This window comes from Fibrobacter sp. UWB5, from assembly GCF_002210295.1.
GTDB lineage: Bacteria > Fibrobacterota > Fibrobacteria > Fibrobacterales > Fibrobacteraceae > Fibrobacter.
In genome coordinates, this window is sequence record NZ_MWQH01000011.1 from 19179 (window position 1) to 36970 (window position 17792).

Sequence of the window (17792 nt, forward strand, 5' to 3'; positions counted from 1 at the left end):
CTGGGCAAAAATAAGTCCATTCAGAGCCTTTTTTCTGCAAAATAATATATATCTAAACCCAAAGGAGGCCTTTTATGACCCTCATGATTATCCAGCTTTTGATTGTACTATTGGCACTTTACGTGGGCTCGCGATACGAGAGCCTTGCCCTCGGCGCCATTTCGGGAATCGGTCTTGCCATTCTGGTGCTCGGGTTCGGCATGCAACCCGGCAAACCGCCTACCGACGTCATTTACATCATTATCGCGGCAGTCACCTGCGCGGGCATTATGCAGGCTTCGGGCGGTATGGATTGGCTGATTCAAATTGCAGAGCGCCTGTTACGCAAGCACCCGAACCATATCACGATTCTCGCTCCGCTCTGCACGTTCTTCCTCACGGTTCTCGTGGGCACCGGTCACGTAGTTTACACCCTGATGCCGATTATTTGCGACATCTCCTTGAAAAAGGGAATCCGCCCGGAACGCCCCTGCGGTGTAGCTTCTGTCGCCTCACAGGTGGGCATTACCTGTTCCCCCATTGCAGCCGCCGTCGCCTCGTTCGTGATTATCTCGAACGCAAACGGTTTTGAAATCAACAACCTGCAAGTCATCGCGATTACGATTCCCGCCTGTCTCTGCGGTCTTATGGCCGCAGCCGCCGTCTCGTACAAGCGCGGACTCGACCTCGACAAAGACCCTGCCTTCCAGGCGCGCCTCAAAGACCCGCAGATGAAGGAATACATGTATGGGAATACCGCTTCCGTGCTCGACAAGGAAGTATCCAAAGAAGCAAAACGAGCTGTATTCATCTTCCTCGGCGCTCTCGCCGTTATTGTGCTCTTCTCCGTGTTCCAGATTATCGGCCATGATATCCGCCCGCAATTCCCGACCGGCAAGATTGTCGATGGAGTCGCCCAAATGAAACCGCTCGCCATGAACATCATCATTCAGATTGTGATGATTTCGGCCGCCGCGTTCATGGTTATTTTTTGTAAGGCAGCCCCCAAGAAGGCCGTAGCTGGAGCCGTGTGGCAAAGCGGCATGGTGGCCGTCGTCGCCATTTACGGAATTGCCTGGCTTGCCGACACTTACTTCGCAAACTACATGGACGTGATGCAGGGCGGACTTAAGGACATCGTGCAACATTACCCATGGGCTATCGCATTCGCATTCTTCGCGGTGAGCGTGCTCATCAACTCGCAGGGCGCAGTCGTGGTCGCCATGCTCCCGCTCGCCTATAGCCTCGGCATCGAAGGCCCTGTGCTCCTGGGCGTACTCCCGAGCGTATACGGCTACTTCTTTATTCCGAATTACCCTTCGGACATTGCAACCGTGAACTTCGACCGTTCGGGCACCACCGTTATCGGCAAGTACCTATTGAACCACAGTTTCATGCGCCCAGGCATGGTGAGCGTCATCGTCTCGACCATCGTAGGCACCATCTTGGTGAAAATTTTCTACTAGCTGTTTCCTGCGAGAACCAGAAAATTTCTTTTTAAAGGACGAGCAATCGTCCTTTTGTTGTATATTTGGTAAAAAAAGGCGGTACTTATGCTGATGGAAAAGATTGCATCCCCTGCTGATGTGAAAAAGATGGACACAGAAAGCCTCAAGGCGCTCGCGGCAGAAATTCGCACGGCACTTTTGAACAAGATTTCCAAATGCGGCGGGCACCTGGCGCCGAACCTCGGATTTGTGGACGCCACCATCGCATTGCATTACGTTTTTGAATCGCCCAAAGACAAGATTGTCTACGATGTTAGCCACCAGAGTTACACCCACAAGATTTTGACGGGCCGCGCCGAAGCATTCCTGAATCCGGACAAGTACTGGAGCGTTACGGGCTACACCGAACCCTGCGAAAGTGAACACGACCAGTTCATGATTGGCCACACTTCGACCTCGGTGAGTTTGGCGCTCGGGCTTGCAACCGCCCGCGATGTGAAGGGTGAAAAGGGAAATGTCATCGCCGTCATCGGCGATGGTTCGCTCAGCGGGGGCGAAGCATTCGAAGGCCTCGACAACGCCGGCGAATACGCGACCAACTTTATCGTAGTCGTGAACGATAACGAGATGTCCATCGCCGAAAACCACGGCGGCCTTTATGGGAGTCTCGCAGAACTCCGCGCCACGCAGGGCAAAAGCGAAAACAATTACTTCAAGAGCCTCGGCTTTGATTACCTGTATGTAGAACAAGGTAACGATATCGAATCGCTCATCGCCGCATTCAAGCAGGTGAAGGATTCCACGAAGCCCGTGGTCGTACACATTCACACGCTCAAGGGCAAAGGCTACAGCTTCGCCGAAAATTCCAAGGAAGGTTTCCACTGGGCCGCACCGTTTGACATTCCGACCGGTGTCGTGAACTGGGACAGCGGTGAATCGTACGGCAACATTCTCGGCGAATACTTGATGAAGAAAATCAAGGCCGACCCGAAGGTGGTCGTAATCCATTCCGCAGTACCCGCAGGTATCGGCTTCTTTGCCGAACAGCGCAAAGCGGCGGGCAAGCAGTTCATTGACGTGGGCATCGCCGAAGAGCACGCGGTAGCTCTGGCCTCGGGCCTTGCCAAGGGCGGCGCAAAGCCCGTGTACAGCACGCACAGCACGTTCATCCAGCGCACCTACGACCAGCTTTCGCAGGATTTGTGCGCGAACAACAACCCGGCCACATTGCTCATTACCATGTCCGGTGCCGACGGCATGAACGACACCACGCACCTCTGCATTTTCGACATCGCGATGATGAGCAACATCCCGAACCTGGTTTACCTCTGCCCCACCTGCGTAGAAGAGGCGATTGCCATGATGGATTACGCGATCGACCAGACGGAACACCCCATGGCCATCCGCATCCCGAACGGAGTCGCGCACAGGAATGTCGCGTTTGACACCGACTACTCCAAACTGAATACATACAAAGTAGACAAGCGCGGAAGCAAGGTGGCGCTTATCGGCCTCGGCAGTTACTACGCCCTCGCCGAAGAAGCCGCCGCGGAACTAGCAAAGTCGGGAATCGATGCGACGATTATCAACCCGCGATTTGCAACGGGCGTTGACCGCGCGGTTCTTGAAGGATTGCTCGCAGACCATCAGGTCGTCGTGACGCTGGAAAACGGCGTCGTCGATGGCGGCTTCGGCGAAAAGATTGCCCGTTTCTACGGCAACACCGACATGCGCGTTCTGGTAAAGGGGCTCAAGAAGGAATTCTACGACAAGGTGCCCTACGGCGAGCTCATGGAAAGGAACCGCCTCACGCCCAAGCAGATTGCAGAAGACGTGATGGCTGCGCTCAAATAACATCGCCGAAATAACGTCGCCGAAACCAGAATCGTGCCTTTCGCCTGAAATAAGTATATATTTCAGGTATGTCCATCTCGCAGCACATATTCCGACTCATGCTCCCCGCGCTCCTGTGCGGAGCTGTCGGGCCGTTCGCCGGCATATCCTATGCCGCCGACTCCGAGGAAGCAAGCGCCGCGGAAACAAACGTCGCGAAAACAAGTGCCTCGGGAATCGCGGGCATATTCGATGCAGGCTGGTCGACCGCCTACCAGTCGCAAGATTCCATTACGCACATGCACCAACGCCTGCATGCGCTCGGCATGGAGCAAGTCGTTTTGCAATACGCCGCCGTCGAAGCGACACATTTGTATTACCCCTCGGAACTGGACTTTCTGCAGAACACGCAATACAAGAACAATGAGCTTTTCCCCAAGAGCATTGAGGCGGCAAAGGCCACCGGGACCAGGGTCTGGCTCGGGCTCTACTACAATGGCGAAAACTGGTACACTCCGCCGACCGCCGAGCAACTTGACACGCTCGCATCACGGAACCTGAAGGTACTCGATGAAATCCATTCGCTATACGGCAGCGAGAACGTTATTGAAGGCGTGTACATTCCGCAAGAAATCGCGCGCTATTACTGGGACGGCCTGCGCGATGACGCGACACCGGAAATGCTCACGGAACATTTCTTGAAGCCGGTCACCGAAGCCGCACAAGCGAAGGGCTGGAAGGTGATGGCGGCCCCGTTCTACAACCAAAACCTGGAAACGCCCGAGAAACTGCAATCGTTTTTCGAGAAACTCTTTGCCGCAGGATTCAAGCCAGACATTATCGCCGTGCAGGATGGCATCGGTGCAAACGACGCAGGCAAACTCCATGCCGAAACCGCGACTGTGGGCAATTACGAACGCGCCGTAGCGCAGGCCTGCAAAAAGTATGGAATTGAATTCTGGGTCGACATGGAACTGTTCCACACCGACGACTCGCACGCGCTCGCCGACAGCGCAAGAATCTCCGCACAGCTCGATACCGCAAACGCCGCAGGCGCCACAAAAGTCATCGCCTACGACCTGGCCGTTCTCGGAAACGCAGGCCTAGACTCGCTTGAAAAGTGGAAATTAAAATCGAGCGTGGAACCGCCGGCCCGCATCTACAAAACGCCCCGCGAAAGTCGCCGCGCATCCAATGCCCACAGCGAAAAAACGCAGAAACGCGAACTCTTCCTGAACGGGCGTTTACAGAACAGCCGTCCCCTAAACGAAAATTCGCAATACTACAAGGCGAACGGCGCGAAGGTCAAGTAAGTTTTTCACGAGCCCTAATGCTCGTGTTTTCCTGTCGGGCTATAACTGCAACCGGAACCGTAACTAGTCGAGCCGCAATAAGCGCACTTGTCATTGCCGTGACCGTGCTTATGCTTGCCGGTGGGGCTGTAGCTGCACGAGCCATAACTGGACGAGCCGCAGTAAATGCATTCGGAAGAGTCCGCAATATGGATATGCTTGCCAGTGGGGCTGTAAGAGCAACCGCTCCCGTGACTGGATGAACCACAATAACGACAATGTGACATAATTAGTACCTCTTGTCGTAATATACATTAAAAAATAGTGTATATTAATAACATGAAGAAGAATCTAGCGGGTTTAGGAATCGCCCTCATCATGGGCATGGCTACGACTGTCTATGCGAATAGGTGCCCTAACGCATGGCCCGCGGAGGGCGAAAACTACGCCTCGGGCACAATAGACAGCACAAACTACAGTTACGAAGTCTGGCGCACTGGCTACGCCGCGTCTTTGAATTGCGACGATAATGGCAGCTACGTAGTTTACTCCAAGGACGCGGACGAAGCTATCGTGCGTTTCGGGCCCAAGTTCGACGAGCCCAAAACCTTCGACCAGCACGGCAATTTTTCTGCGGACTACAAGTTTCGCACAAAAGGCGGCGGCTTCGGCACCCCCTTTTACCTGGTCGGCATCCAGGGCAATACCACCGAGCCGAAAACCGAATTCTACATCGTAGACTACTGGATCTACGAAGACGCCGACACAACAGTATTCGGGACCAGGATGGGAGAATTCACTGTCGATGGCGACACCTACGACATCTGGCAGAACACCGCCAACAACTACTTGAGCGCCCAGGGCGACATATCGTACAAGCGGTATTACAGTATTCGCCGCACCAAGCGCGATAGCGGGCACGTCGACATTACCGCCCACTTCAAGAAGTGGGAAGAGCTCGGCCTGAAGGTGGGCAAGATAACCGATGTCATGGCGCTTGTAGAAGCGAGCAAAGGGGAAGGCTACATCAACTTTTTTCAAATTGACTACTTCAACATCACCGAATCGGCAGACACTACCGGCACCACGGCCATCGCAAAACGCCGTGCCCCCAATGCGCACGCCAGTGACCGCAAGCAAGCTCCACTCAAATACTACAAGCCGGACGGAGCAAGAGCCCAGCCCGGCCAGAGAGTGAGAACGTTCACGAGATAAAACTCCCCTAGCGAAGCGTCAGAAAGAACCTCTTTCTAGGCGGTCTCCGCAAGCCTCCGCATCTTCTCAAAATCGTGGGTGGGATTATCGACCACTTCGGGGATGCCGAACGCGTCCTCTTTCAGGGTGAGGCCGTACTGCCCGATATCATCGGCAAGTTTCGTCCCTTTGTAAATCTGCAAGGGGAACGCACCCACCTTCCCGACACCGTAGCTCTTGACAATCCCGACATCGCGGGCAAAAGAATCGTAAGTCTGCAGCGGAAGCCCGTAAATCAGGGTGACCATCGTCGCGATGCCAAGTTCCCTGCAACGATCCAGCTTTTCGCGGAGTTGCGCCTCGGTCTTGTTGCCGCCACGCTGAATCGTCTTCAACACAGCCGGATCAAGGCTCTGCACGCCAATCTCGAAATTCACATTCGGATTCAGCGAAGCCTCTTCCATAAACCGTTCCGTCAGCAGTTCCGGGCGAATCTGCAGCGTGACTTTTCCAGCGAAACCGACTTTGCGAATCAGCTTTAGGTACTGTTCCCCGTGGCCTTCGTAATCGTTGAAGAGCGGGTCCAGAACGTTCAGCTTTTTCACCCCGCGTTCCTTGAACAACTTGAGTTCGTCAAGATGACGCTCGTAATTATCGATGCGATACACCTTGCCCGAAAGCGTATCACGATGCTTACAGAAGGAACAGCGGAAAGAGCAACCGCGGCGAGTTTCGGCCCGCACGGTATCGACACCTCCGCCAAGGGAAATGACGCCCGAAAGATACGGAGATTCAAGTTCCCCGAACCTGGGCAAATCCATCACGCGGGCAACTCCCTGACTGATATAATGGCGTAAATTCGCGAATATCTTTTCGCCGTAGCTGAGCGTAAACATATTCGCGAACGGGAAACGCCTGCGAAGATCCTCTTCACTTCCAAAAATGGAGGCTCCCCCCAGCATAATGAAGATGTCCGGAATGCGTCGGCGAAGTTCCGCGCCAGCGAGCGCCACCATCTTCTCGCACCAGCCAAACACGCTGAACGCGACCACGTTGTACCCACCGATAAGCGCCCTGGTGACAACCTCGCTTGCCACGAGATTCCAGTCGATATCGAAATCGCTGTTCATCTTCTGAAAGCGATTCAAGTCGCTGGTGAACACGTCAAGCGTATCGCCTGCATTCGCAGGACTATTCCAGAACGCGCCGGCAAGGCAGCTGGCCCCGTAAGCCTCGCGAGGCTCGTTCTTGCGGCAGAAATTACTGCTCACAAGCAGCACGCGAAGCGGAGAGTAGATGAAGGAATTTTTCATGAGAGCCTCCATTATAGGTAGCTACGGAATCATATCCTACCCATTAAGGATGGAATTAATCCACATTTCATCAGAAGCATCAGCATCCGTGAAGAGGCCAAACATCTTCTTCATCGAGAATACAAGTTGGGTTGTTTCGCAGTCTTGTACCTTGTCTTCAGAAGAAAACTCTAACCAACTACACAAATCATCCATCGAGACTTCGGCAAGCCCCTTCAAAGGCATGCATCCAACATTATTAATCTGATAGATATTCCCGTTGGAAGACACTACCAAGGCGCGTTCTTTCGTAGAATTCCTGACCTGTACAGAGAGAGTCGTATCCATGATGTTATTACGGAGAAACGAGAAAAACTTGAAGTCAGAGGTCGTTTGCATTCCGTCATCATCCTGCCGTAAAATTTTCCACTGACAGTTCTTGAATCTTTGAAGAGAATCGGCCAAAATTTCGGTGTAGTTGTTTTCGTTCACTACCGTCCTGAATTTGACAATCAACTTCTCGTTAACCTGACGCAATGATTCAATCTTGCGAGAAAGACCTTCAAACGAAATATTCTGAGCAAGGACATCGCGATTCTTTTTCTCGATAAATTCGGGAACAAAGGAATCAACGGGTACCTCCACCTCAGTAATCAGGTGCGCCATAGGGCGCAGAATGCCAAGTTGCGAGTAATCAACCAATACCGAGATGCCAAAGCCGTTTTCTTTGGCGATTTTCGAAACCCTTAAAATCTCTTCCGGATCGAAAGTACCCCTTTTAGTGGGAATGCACAGACGAATATCGAAATCCTTGTAGTAATCTCGTATTTTCTTGGCAAATTGCACTGTGCGAACACTGTCACCAAAATTTTTTTCTTCGAAATAACAGAGCGAGAACCCCAAAGAATCTTTGGAATTATTTTGTGGAATTATTGCGATAGGAATGAACTTTGACATGTTAATCTCCTTTTGTTATTTTTGTTGTGGTTTAGGCGATGATGACGCCGGTTTGAATGAGGAATGCGCGGATATAGCGATTGTAATCCCTTCGGAAGTTCGCAAAAGCGCGCGGGTCACTTGGCGTGCATGGGACAATAAAGAACTTGGTCGCCCCATCAGCCAAATGCCGTAGAATCGGATGCTTCGAGTGTCGAGTAAGTTCCCAACGACCACTTTTCAGCATCGCGTTGCACATTTCATTGATTTTGGAATCATTTGAGATGTTTGACATGATAATACTCCTTAAGCCCATTCCTAGTGGGAATGGATTTGTAGGTTGGTTTGAACGATTTTAGACAATACTCGTACAAGGCATTCAATGAAGAATGCCTAAGTAAAGTGCATTTGGGTTAGTGGCTTGTTACTCGTCTATGTCGTTAAGGATTTTCTTGAATATTTCGCGAAAGTTATCACGAGTCTTATCCGATAATGAATCCTTTATGCTTGGGATATGGTTCTTGAAGTAGTACGAGCCATACTTTAAGCATAACGAGTCCGTCACGAACAAAGTGCGGATTGAATGATCAGGAATGCTTTTCTTGTTGATAAATGAACTGTAGTTTCTGACAAGGACGTTCCTGCTGTTGGCGTCCTTTTGGCAGTAGTCCCCAATACGCTTGAAGGCCGTGTCGTTAGGAAGCAAAATGATAGAATTTTGCTTGTTTATTCTGCGAATTTCATCCATCAGCTTAGCGATGTCCTCGTCTTCATCCACTTTTCCGATAGGGAAGAAATATATGTCGTTTATACCTTCTATATCAAGAACTTTCTTGAAAGCAGTCAATATGTTGTATTCTTCCATGCTTTCAACGAAGACTACCTTTGAACCCGGCTTGATGATTTGGTAGTTCTCTATCGTGAGGGCTCTCTTGACATCAATGGTTGCTTTGGAGTGTTTAGACAACAGAGTGTATTCGTTATCTATAGAGGCTATCCCGTTTTCATCGCAAGATACAATTCTCAGTTCGTCCAAGTTATCAGGGCTGATTAGGAAAGGGCAATGTGTCGCGCAAAGAATCAAAACCTGATTGCGAATGGCGAAATCCTTGAGAAACGAACGTAGTTCCTTTTGGGCTGGTACGGACAAGTTGGTTGCCGGCTCATCCATGGTGATGATATCACCCGGTTTTAAGCTTCCATCGTACAGCAAACCAAAATACATATTGAAGAAGTAGATAAAGCCGGTAGCCTCGTTTTTAAGGACTACACGCTGGTTTCCCTTCCTAATTAGGAAATGGATTTCGTCTTTACTCAAATCTATTTCGAAACTGTACTTGCTCGGGGAATTGTATAGCTTGTTGAAATCGTTTGCAACCTTAGGTAATTTTTGGTTGATGTCTTCCTGCAGATCCTTTAGAATCCCGTAGCCATCCAAGTGCTTGTACGTCTGATAACGGTCTTCTACTATCGCTATGTCGTAGCTGAGTGCCTTGAAAAGTGCAGAAAAAAAACGACTGTTTGAAATATTAGTCCATCTTGATTCAAGATCCTTATCGGAAAAAGATTCCGACTTATACTCGAAGACTTTCCCTACGAGGTCGATGTTAAAACGTTCTTTGAAATTTGTACGATATTGGAAAAATTGATCATTCTCCGCAAAAAATCTTAGGTCATTGCCAATTTTATAATAGACCTCGTTAACAAAACGTTCATACATATCCTTGTGAGGATCATACATCGATGACTCTTGTCTGTGAGCGAAATCCATGTACTCCCTTATGACAGACCAAATACGTTCTTTAATACGGTCGATTTCTTGGGTTGACAACTTCAAGCTGCTCATAATTTGGCTTTGCACCTGTTTCAGGAATTCCTTATAAGCTTCGGAATTTGGGTATGCACAACCAGAAATGTCAATTTTGAAGTCCGCCGAGAGATCCTTGCAATGTGTGCGAATGACATCGTTCAGGATGTCATTTAAGCGAGTTTCTATGGGGCGCGAGTTAGTATATCTATTTTCGAGAAATGTATCTGCTTCTATTTGGCAAAAAGTGAAAAAATTGGAGAACAACCTGTCTTTCAAGTCTTTTTGCTTTACGCTTGTAGCCGAATTCTCAGCTTCCGGCGAGAACGAAAACACACCGCCGTTTTCCTTGGTGATTGAAAACTTTTGCTTATTGCTTGGTGAACCAGCGCAAATGCAGGACATCGTAATTCTTGGCCTTCTGCATTCGGTGTTCCAAGATATTATCGTATAGTCCTTGTCAATGAATCGGTTGTCTGTAGTCCACGCGAAGTGATTGACTGCATCGAGGGCGTTCGACTTGCCGGCTCCGTTTTCACCAATCAACAAAACTAGGCCACCAGCCTTGCCAGGTTCAAAATTACGGTCGAGAATGAGAGTCTCTGAACTTGGCTTGAAGCCATCGCCGTCTTTTGCCAATCCAAAATTACGGAAGGCCTCCATGCTTAGGGTTCGTTCTATCACGTTTAATTCTCCTTGCAGTTGTCGATGATGTTCCTGATGTCATCGTACGGCTTGATAAATTCGATTTCCGCATCGCTCAGGCGTCGGTTGCGGAGTAGGGGGTAAACTTTCAGAAGGTACTCCAAAATGCTGTCGAAATCCGTAGTTGATACAGCCAGCTGGATAAATTCGGCTTTGGGAGATTCGGGGTATTCTGCTAGATACTTCATTACTGGCGAAAGTGCGGTGTTTGCCGCATTGTCGATTCGTTCCATATTGTCGGTAATATCGGACAGTATAAACGCGATGACATTTTTTTTGCCAGCGGATGGGTTGTTAGTTACGTAGTCAAAAATCTTGAGGACCTTTTGGCTGATTAATTTTTTTTCTCCTTTGTCGTAGGCGTCCATAAAGTTGTATATGGTGGTCCTTGACATGTGTAGGTAATCGGATAAATCCGTTATTTTGAGTTCCATTGATTTAAAACGTTCGCGAATCATGTCCATAACATACATTTTTGAACATAATTTGTCAAGTAAAAAGTTAAAATCGAACAAAAAATGTTCAAAAACCAACGAAATTGGAAAAACGGACAAAAATAAATAAAAAATAGTTGGAAAAACGGATAAAATTAGTTATTTTAAGGTTGGATAAACGGGAAAACCTATGATTCAACGCAAAATAGACAACTATTTGGTCGATTTCTATGCCAAGCATAGGAAGGCGCTGCTTGTTACGGGAGCAAGGCAAATTGGCAAGACGAGCTCAATTCGCGAATTCGGTAAAAAGCATTTCAAGCACTTTGTTGAAATCAATTTCCTGGAATCGCCAGCCGCTAAGGCGATCTTTGAGGGAGCCGACACCTCCGACATTCTACTCCGTCTGTCGGCATACACCAAAACGAAGTTGGTCAAAAACGAAACCCTGATTTTCCTAGACGAAATTCAGGAATGTCCGAATGCGGTAACGGCGATCAAGTTCCTTGTCGAGGAAGGCTCTTACCGTTACATCATGAGCGGTTCACTTCTTGGAGTGGAACTCAAAGATATCCGTTCCCTTCCGGTCGGATTTTTAAGCATCAAGGAAATGTTCCCTCTAGACCTGGAGGAATTTGCGAATGCGGTAGGCGTGCAGCCGGAAGTCCTGAAATCTATCCACTCTGCTTTCGCAAATAAAACCGAAGTTGATGCGCTTGTCCATGAAAAAATGATGGCAATCTTTCGCCTGTATATGGTTATCGGCGGAATGCCCGCAGCAGTCGCGGAGTATCTGGAATCAAACAACATCCAGAATGTCGTAGAAATTCAGCAAAGCATTATTGAGTTATACAAGAAGGATATTGCCAAATACGACCCCAAGAACAAGTTGTATCTGAACGAAATCTTCGACTTGATTCCGCCGGAACTGAACAACCAGAACAAGAGATTTATCCTGAAAAAACTGAACGAGAATCTCAAATTCTCGCATTACGAAAATTCCTTTATCTGGTTAAAAGAAGCAGGCGTGGCGATCCCTGTTTATAATGTAGATGAACCCAAAATACCCCTGTTACTTTCGCGTTCGCGGAACCTGTTCAAGTTGTTCCTGAACGATGTCGGATTGCTCACCTGCCAATATGCAAACGGAATCCAGCTGAAAATTTTGAACGGCGACTCCGATATCAATTTCGGCTCTGTTTATGAAAATGTCGCCGCGACCGAACTCCGGGCGCACGGCTTTGACCTTTATTATTTCAACAGCAAAAAGCAGGGCGAACTGGATTTTGTCATTGAGCAGAACGGGAACGTTCTCCCCATAGAAATCAAGTCGGGCAAAGATTACAAGCGACACAACGCCCTGAAGAATGTCATGGAGACACCCAACTATGCAATTAAGCAGGCAGTGGTGTTTTGCAATGACAACATCCGTACGAAAGACAGCATTTTATATTGCCCGATTTACATGCTCATGTTCTTGAGCAACGAAAAGATTGTTTTGGGAACGTATAAGCTTGATTTAAACGGCTTAGAGTCGCGTGTATAGATTTCACTTCACGCACCTAACAGACCGCGCTTCGTCTTTGCCGAAGGCGCTGAGCTTGGCGGCCTTGATGCTGAAATCTAATAGCATGTAATAAGCGAGGCCATCAGGGGTTTCAACGGCGCTCCAGATATGCGCATAGCCGCCGATGCCGTCGAACTTGCCGCGCGTACCATTTCCGGCGAGGCGGTAGCCTGCGGGCAAAGCATTAAAGCCGTAATCGTCCGAGCCGTTCCCTTTCTTAAACCAGCCGCTTGTCGATTTGAGCGCATAGCCGGCAACCTCTGCGCCGCCAACACTTGCAATCAGTTTTTCAAAGTCAGCGCTGTCGGGCAAGTGCCAGCCTTCGGGGCACACGGTGCGGGCCATGTCCCATGTGTAGAGCCGTCCGTACTTGGAGCATTTTCGGTCGTCACCTTCGGGGCATGCGCTTCCCTGGACTTCGTAATCCATATTCTCGGCCATCCAGGTCTGCGAACCGATTTGCACAATCGCATACGACTTGCCGTCGCGCGGATCGGTAAACGATTCGGAGCAGGCCGCCAGAATAATTGCCGCGAGAACGGAAAACAGCGAAAATCTTGTTATCAAGCGCATCATTCCTTCATGCACCTAAGGCTAAACATTCCATACAACGGACAAAGGCCAAGACTTACATAGTCATAAATTCCCCAACCTTCCCAGCAAGACATATATCTCAAATCTCTTGAAGACGTCCAATAGTGAGCGCCCCAACGTTCCACAGAAAACTCCCACGAACCAGCATCATCACGCTCCGCGCCGCCAGAGGGCAACATGGTAAATCCAGACTCATTCGTAAAAATCCTGCGAGCGATAGCCCTGTTTTCATTCATTACATACCACTTGTGCGGGCTCAAAAGATACGTCGCTACATGGAACACCTTGTCGGTCGTATCCCTTTTATATTCGCGGCTAAGGTAGCGTCCCAGTTCAACATAGTCCGAATCCGTCGGCACGTGGTACCCTGCGGGGCAAATTCCCCTCACATGTTTCTTGTCGTCAATGTAATCTGCCGACAAGTCACATTCCGAAGAATCCTGGGGGCATTCTTCCAAGGTCTTGCCAACCGCCACATGCCACGGATAAAGTCTTCCGTGCACAGCGCAATTTGCGGAATCGTTGTATAGGCAGTAGCTGGAATCGGCGGCGTAGTTCAGGTTCTGCGCCATCCAAACCTGGTTACCCAATTTCAAGGTGCGGTACACGTGATTGTCGCGCTCGTCAAGCAGTTCGCCGTATTCCACATCCGGATTCAACAGACCCACATATTGGCAATCGTACTTTGAACAATCATACTTTTTGGAAGGAATCTTTGCAGGCACAAAGAGATCAGACAACGTGTAATCCGAAACGGAATCCCTTCCGATATACAGCTTCGTCAATTCTACGATATTGACATTCTGGTATTCATCTTCCACCTTCACGCGAATCTGATAATAATCCGTATCGCCCAAGCGAAGGTCAATAAGAGTCGTATCCAATGTATTCAGCAGGTAATTGGTCGTATCGTTTTTCAAGACGACAGAATCAGAATAAATCGTCTTGTATTCATCCGAATCATATTCGGCGGCTTCCAGATAAACCTTCGCAAACCTTTCTGCACCGTACACGGGCTGCACCAAGTCGAAAGACACCTTGAACTGGGTCATGTATTTGTCGCTGGCCCTATAAATCGAGGCCGCATAATCCTTCGGCATGTTCGCAATTGCAGGGGCATTGCGGCCAATCACGAAAGACGTATCGCTGACTGCTCCAAGAAGCCCCTTTCGAACATTCAGGTTTTCATCGAAGGCCCAAGCCAATTTTTGATCCGTCGTACTGTCTTCCGTATCGTTCCTCAGCAATTTCAGGTACATGCTCGTATCAGGCGCCACAATACCGGAAACCGCCATAAAGCGCAAGGAGTACCGGCCTTCAGGCAACACGTTCCAAAGCGAATCCATGGAATACGAAAGCAACGGCGTAAACCTATCGGGCTTGTAGAATTGCCTTACAGTATCGCCCTTAGAGTCCGTCATTATCATCTTGTAGATATGCTCTTCAAAACGGCAACCTTCGCACAGTATCTCTACGTTCTTGTGTTCTTCGGTCATGTCAAAATCCCAAACAAGATCGTCAAACCTGCGAATCAGCAAAAACACGACATCGTAAGACTTGCCGTAAAATTCCAGCACTACCTTGTAATAGCCATCTACCAGTTTAGACTTTTTATCCAGTTCTGTCAGATTGTAGCTCAGGTGCCATTTACGCGAATTAGCCGTATCCTGCACCACCTTCACTTTAACCGAGCCGACTTTCTTGTACGATTCAGTAGCGCCGATCATTTTGTATTTACTTTTAGCGGCTTCATCGTAATACAAGGTCGCCGAATCAACCTCGACTTCCTTGTCACAGCTAATGGTATTGACGCTTGCCGTAAAATCAAAATCAAGATCCGCGATATAGGAATCGTTCAAGGGCCAAACCAAGTTCAACACGGGCGGCACACTACAGCGTGTCTCGTAAACCGGCTCACTGCTACTTGACTCGGCTTCGCTGCTGCTCGATTCCTCCGGTGCGCTGGAGCTGTTGTCGTCTCCGCATGCGCACAAGCCAACACAAAATGCAATGGCTAACATGCAATCGAGTAAAATGGAATGAAATTTCATATTTCCCCCTAACACTATTAGTTTGTATTACAATATAACAAAACACCCCCGACTGTTAAGTCGGGGGCGGCAATGGTTCGCGGGGTTCACCCCGCCATTTTTATTTTACGAAGGCGCCGTAGATGGCCTTGATAGCCTTCTCGGTATCGGCTTCGTCAACACCGGTGATGATGTTGATCTGCGAAGAACCCTGGTCAATAATGCGGACGTTCACCTTGTTGTCTGCGAGAGCCGTGAAGAGCTTTGCAGCCACACCGATCTTGTTCGTCATGCCGTGACCCACGGTAGCGATGAGTGCGATACCCGGGAACACCTTGATACGGTCGGGGCGCATCTGCTGCGTGATGTCTTCGAGAACCACGTCCTGCACGGCGTCGAGAGCCTTGCTATCTACCACGATGCTCATGGAGTCGATAGCGCTCGGGCACAGTTCGTAGGAGAGGCCTTCGCTTTCGAGCACGGCGAGCACGCGGCGGCCGAAACCGACTTCCTTGTTCATCATGGACTTTTCGATGTAGATCATCGAGAAGCCCTTACGGCCGGCAACACCCGTAATCGGGAGCTTTGCTTCTTCCGGAGTGGGGCCGATGATGGTACCCGGATCCTGCGGGCGGTTCGTGTTGCGGATGTTGATAGGAATCTTCTTGGCGCGGCACGGAGCGATGGATTCGTCGTGGAGCACAGAAGCGCCGGAGTAAGCGAGTTCACGGATTTCGCGGTAGCTCACGTATTCGATCGGCAGCGGATTTTCGACGATGCGCGGGTCAGCCATGAGCATGCCCGAAACGTCGGTCCAGTTTTCGTACTTGGCAGCATCGATGCCGTTGGCAAGGATAGCGCCCGTGATGTCGGAGCCGCCACGGCTGAAGGTCTTGACTTCGCCACGGAGGTTGCTACCATAGAAGCCCGGCAGCACGTAAAGCTGGTTTTCGTCGGACAAGGTCTTCGCGATGTCTTCGTAAGTCTTCGGCGTAATGCGATACTTGTCGTCGAAGGTGATCAGCGGGAAGGTGTCCACGAAGTTTGCACCCAGGTACTTGGCCATGAGACGGGCGCAAAGGAATTCGCCGCGGCTCACCAAGAAGTCGGTGCTGATGGTTTCAGGATGGTTCTTGAGCTTGTCTTCGAGGCTGTCGAGATCTTCGGAAAGCTTGTCGCCGAGGCCCAGGTCCTTGCAGATTTCGTCGTAGCGCTGGCGGATCAGGTTCCACGGGGTCGAAAAGTCGAGACCCTTGCTAGCGAGGTCGTAGGTGCTGTAGAGGAGGTCGGTAAGCTTGGTTTCCTTAGGATTGCGCTTGCCGGGGGCGGAAACGACGATGACCTTACGGTTCTTGTCGGATTCAACGATGGCCTTGATCTTCTTGAACTGGCCTGCATCGGCGACAGAGCTGCCACCGAACTTACATACGATTCTTTGACTCATTTTTTCCTTTTGGGCCACCAAACCTCTCAGCTTCGAGCGCAATCGCTTTCCTCGCGACCGTCGTGCCCAAGCCTACCCATCTGGCCAGCCACTTGGTTTATTTGTCTATGTCTGCGGTAGGAAATCCACCGCGCGGGGGAAAGATAAAAAAATTGCCCCTTTGTTTCAAGGGGGGAGGCCTCCCCCCTCGGTGGCACGTTGTTGCCACCTACCCCCTCTGCGGGAGCACCCGCAACGCCCCATCGCATGTAAAAAAACGCCCGCAATTGTAAATTATTCGCACTTTTGGTATTCAGAGCCTCGAAAAAAGCGTGTATAGTATAGAGGCTCTATGAACAGACACGAATCCATGTTACGTATTGCGGCAAGCTCCGACATCTCGGTGCTACTGCTTGGGGAATCGGGCAGCGGCAAAGAAGTCGCCGCCCGCTTTGTCCACGCTCACAGCAAGCGGGCGGGCGGGCCCTTTATCGCCCTCAATTGCGGGGCGATTGCCAAGGGACTCACCGAAAGCATTCTGGAAGGCCACCGCAAGGGGGCTTTCACCGGCGCCTCCGAGGAGCGCCTGGGAGTGGTGCGCTCGGCGGACCACGGCACACTTTTCTTGGATGAAATCGGCGAGATGCCGTTCGAAACCCAGTGCAAGCTGTTGCGTATACTGCAGGAGCGCGCCGTCATGCCGCTCGGCAGTTGCGACCCCCTGCCGGTAGACTTTCGGCTGGTCTGCGCCACCAACCGAGACTTACGCGCCGAAGTGCATGCAGGCCGGTTCCGCGAAGACCTTTACTTCAGACTGAACGTGTTTCCCGTAAAAATCCCGCCACTCCGCGAACGCGAAGACTTCGCGGCCATCGCCCAAGAAATCTGGAAAGAAATCGCCGATCACAATCCGCTTAATGCAAACGAGATTGCATCGCTTTCAAAACGCAAATGGCCCGGGAACGTACGCCAGCTCAAGAACGTACTGCAGCGCTATTCGCTTTTAAAGCCCTACGATATCACCCTGCCCAAGCTACTCGACGAAGAATTCTTCGACCCGACATCAAGCAACATTGCCGAGCCAAGCAGGCTTTATAACATCAAATCCAGGCGCATCACCGAAACGCCCGAATGGAAATTAATTTGTTCAGAACTTTCCAAGAACAGCGGCAACAGGAGCATCACCGCACAAAAACTAGGTATCAGCCGCGGCTGCCTAAATTACCATATTAAGAAACACCAGAGCTAAAAAGAACTT

General features: G+C 50.1%; 15 protein-coding genes. 6 read left to right on the top strand and 9 right to left on the bottom strand.

Annotated features, from left to right (window positions below; translation table 11 throughout):
* The first annotated feature begins 74 nt into the window (after positions 1–74).
* From B7989_RS12780 to B7989_RS12790, 3 genes are all read left to right on the top strand, one after another.
* A complete protein-coding gene (locus B7989_RS12780; protein ID WP_088628862.1) occupies positions 75–1445 on the top strand; it encodes an anaerobic C4-dicarboxylate transporter in 1371 nt (456 codons plus the stop codon).
* 87 nt (positions 1446–1532) lie between these two features.
* A complete protein-coding gene (locus tag B7989_RS12785; RefSeq protein WP_088628863.1) occupies positions 1533–3281 on the top strand; it encodes a 1-deoxy-D-xylulose-5-phosphate synthase in 1749 nt (582 codons plus the stop codon).
* A 68-nt stretch (positions 3282–3349) separates the two neighbouring features.
* A complete protein-coding gene (locus tag B7989_RS12790) occupies positions 3350–4573 on the top strand; it encodes a DUF4434 domain-containing protein (RefSeq protein ID WP_088628864.1) in 1224 nt (407 codons plus the stop codon).
* A 14-nt stretch (positions 4574–4587) separates the two neighbouring features.
* Here the strand turns inward: B7989_RS12790 and B7989_RS13910 are convergent, their stop codons facing one another.
* Positions 4588–4839, bottom strand: coding sequence for a hypothetical protein (locus B7989_RS13910; protein ID WP_144265072.1), 252 nt, complete (start codon positions 4837–4839; stop codon positions 4588–4590).
* Between the two features lie 52 nt (positions 4840–4891).
* On the opposite strand from B7989_RS13910, the gene B7989_RS12795 reads away from it, so the two are divergent.
* Positions 4892–5767: a glycoside hydrolase family 11 protein gene (locus B7989_RS12795; RefSeq protein ID WP_088628865.1), complete on the top strand. Its 876-nt coding sequence runs from the start codon at positions 4892–4894 to the stop codon at positions 5765–5767.
* Positions 5768–5802: 35 nt separating this feature from the next.
* Here B7989_RS12795 and B7989_RS12800 read toward each other — a convergent pair whose 3' ends face one another.
* The 5 genes from B7989_RS12800 to B7989_RS13915 all read right to left on the bottom strand — a co-directional run bounded on the left by B7989_RS12800 (position 5803) and on the right by B7989_RS13915 (position 10719).
* The gene (locus B7989_RS12800) at positions 5803–7059 is read right to left on the bottom strand and encodes a radical SAM protein (protein ID WP_158212926.1); all 1257 of its coding nucleotides are present in this window, start codon (positions 7057–7059) and stop codon (positions 5803–5805) included.
* 36 nt (positions 7060–7095) lie between these two features.
* A complete protein-coding gene (locus tag B7989_RS12805; RefSeq protein WP_088628867.1) occupies positions 7096–7995 on the bottom strand; it encodes a hypothetical protein in 900 nt (299 codons plus the stop codon).
* 31 nt (positions 7996–8026) lie between these two features.
* Positions 8027–8269 (bottom strand): hypothetical protein, encoded by a 243-nt coding sequence (locus B7989_RS12810; RefSeq protein ID WP_072801197.1) that lies wholly within the window; start codon positions 8267–8269, stop codon positions 8027–8029.
* A gap of 129 nt (positions 8270–8398) precedes the next feature.
* A complete protein-coding gene (locus B7989_RS12815; protein ID WP_144265073.1) occupies positions 8399–10465 on the bottom strand; it encodes an AAA family ATPase in 2067 nt (688 codons plus the stop codon).
* A 2-nt stretch (positions 10466–10467) separates the two neighbouring features.
* Entirely contained in the window at positions 10468–10719 is a 252-nt protein-coding gene (locus tag B7989_RS13915) for a hypothetical protein (RefSeq protein ID WP_144265074.1), read from the bottom strand.
* A 391-nt stretch (positions 10720–11110) separates the two neighbouring features.
* On the opposite strand from B7989_RS13915, the gene B7989_RS12825 reads away from it, so the two are divergent.
* Positions 11111–12466, top strand: coding sequence for an ATP-binding protein (locus tag B7989_RS12825; protein WP_088628870.1), 1356 nt, complete (start codon positions 11111–11113; stop codon positions 12464–12466).
* Positions 12467–12469: 3 nt separating this feature from the next.
* Here the strand turns inward: B7989_RS12825 and B7989_RS12830 are convergent, their stop codons facing one another.
* From B7989_RS12830 to B7989_RS12840, 3 genes are all read right to left on the bottom strand, one after another.
* Complete coding sequence (locus B7989_RS12830; RefSeq protein ID WP_233144425.1) at positions 12470–13063, bottom strand: fibrobacter succinogenes major paralogous domain-containing protein; 594 nt, start codon at positions 13061–13063, stop codon at positions 12470–12472.
* Positions 13060–15132 carry an FISUMP domain-containing protein gene (locus tag B7989_RS12835; RefSeq protein WP_088628872.1) on the bottom strand — a complete coding sequence of 691 codons (2073 nt, stop codon included), beginning with the start codon at positions 15130–15132 and terminating at the stop codon, positions 13060–13062. The genes B7989_RS12830 and B7989_RS12835 overlap by 4 nt, the downstream gene beginning before the upstream one ends.
* A 100-nt stretch (positions 15133–15232) precedes the next feature.
* Positions 15233–16555 (bottom strand): aspartate kinase, encoded by a 1323-nt coding sequence (locus B7989_RS12840; RefSeq protein WP_088628924.1) that lies wholly within the window; start codon positions 16553–16555, stop codon positions 15233–15235.
* Between the two features lie 331 nt (positions 16556–16886).
* Here B7989_RS12840 and B7989_RS12845 point away from each other — a divergent pair, with 331 nt between their 5' ends.
* A complete protein-coding gene (locus B7989_RS12845; protein ID WP_088628873.1) occupies positions 16887–17783 on the top strand; it encodes a sigma 54-interacting transcriptional regulator in 897 nt (298 codons plus the stop codon).
* Positions 17784–17792: the final 9 nt, after the last annotated feature.

What these genes read in the sequence shown, in the direction of transcription:
- B7989_RS12830 (WP_233144425.1), bottom strand. Translation starts at nt 13,063, where the DNA reads ATGATGCGCTTGATAACAAGATTTTCGCTGTTTTCCGTTCTCGCGGCA.
- B7989_RS12845 (WP_088628873.1), top strand. Translation starts at nt 16,887, where the DNA reads ATGAACAGACACGAATCCATGTTACGTATTGCGGCAAGCTCCGACATC.
- B7989_RS12795 (WP_088628865.1), top strand. Translation starts at nt 4,892, where the DNA reads ATGAAGAAGAATCTAGCGGGTTTAGGAATCGCCCTCATCATGGGCATG.
- B7989_RS12805 (WP_088628867.1), bottom strand. Translation starts at nt 7,995, where the DNA reads ATGTCAAAGTTCATTCCTATCGCAATAATTCCACAAAATAATTCCAAA.
- B7989_RS12825 (WP_088628870.1), top strand. Translation starts at nt 11,111, where the DNA reads ATGATTCAACGCAAAATAGACAACTATTTGGTCGATTTCTATGCCAAG.
- B7989_RS12780 (WP_088628862.1), top strand. Translation starts at nt 75, where the DNA reads ATGACCCTCATGATTATCCAGCTTTTGATTGTACTATTGGCACTTTAC.
- B7989_RS12810 (WP_072801197.1), bottom strand. Translation starts at nt 8,269, where the DNA reads ATGTCAAACATCTCAAATGATTCCAAAATCAATGAAATGTGCAACGCG.
- B7989_RS12800 (WP_158212926.1), bottom strand. Translation starts at nt 7,059, where the DNA reads ATGAAAAATTCCTTCATCTACTCTCCGCTTCGCGTGCTGCTTGTGAGC.
- B7989_RS13915 (WP_144265074.1), bottom strand. Translation starts at nt 10,719, where the DNA reads ATGGAACGAATCGACAATGCGGCAAACACCGCACTTTCGCCAGTAATG.
- B7989_RS12790 (WP_088628864.1), top strand. Translation starts at nt 3,350, where the DNA reads ATGTCCATCTCGCAGCACATATTCCGACTCATGCTCCCCGCGCTCCTG.
- B7989_RS12840 (WP_088628924.1), bottom strand. Translation starts at nt 16,555, where the DNA reads ATGAGTCAAAGAATCGTATGTAAGTTCGGTGGCAGCTCTGTCGCCGAT.
- B7989_RS12835 (WP_088628872.1), bottom strand. Translation starts at nt 15,132, where the DNA reads ATGAAATTTCATTCCATTTTACTCGATTGCATGTTAGCCATTGCATTT.
- B7989_RS13910 (WP_144265072.1), bottom strand. Translation starts at nt 4,839, where the DNA reads ATGTCACATTGTCGTTATTGTGGTTCATCCAGTCACGGGAGCGGTTGC.
- B7989_RS12785 (WP_088628863.1), top strand. Translation starts at nt 1,533, where the DNA reads ATGCTGATGGAAAAGATTGCATCCCCTGCTGATGTGAAAAAGATGGAC.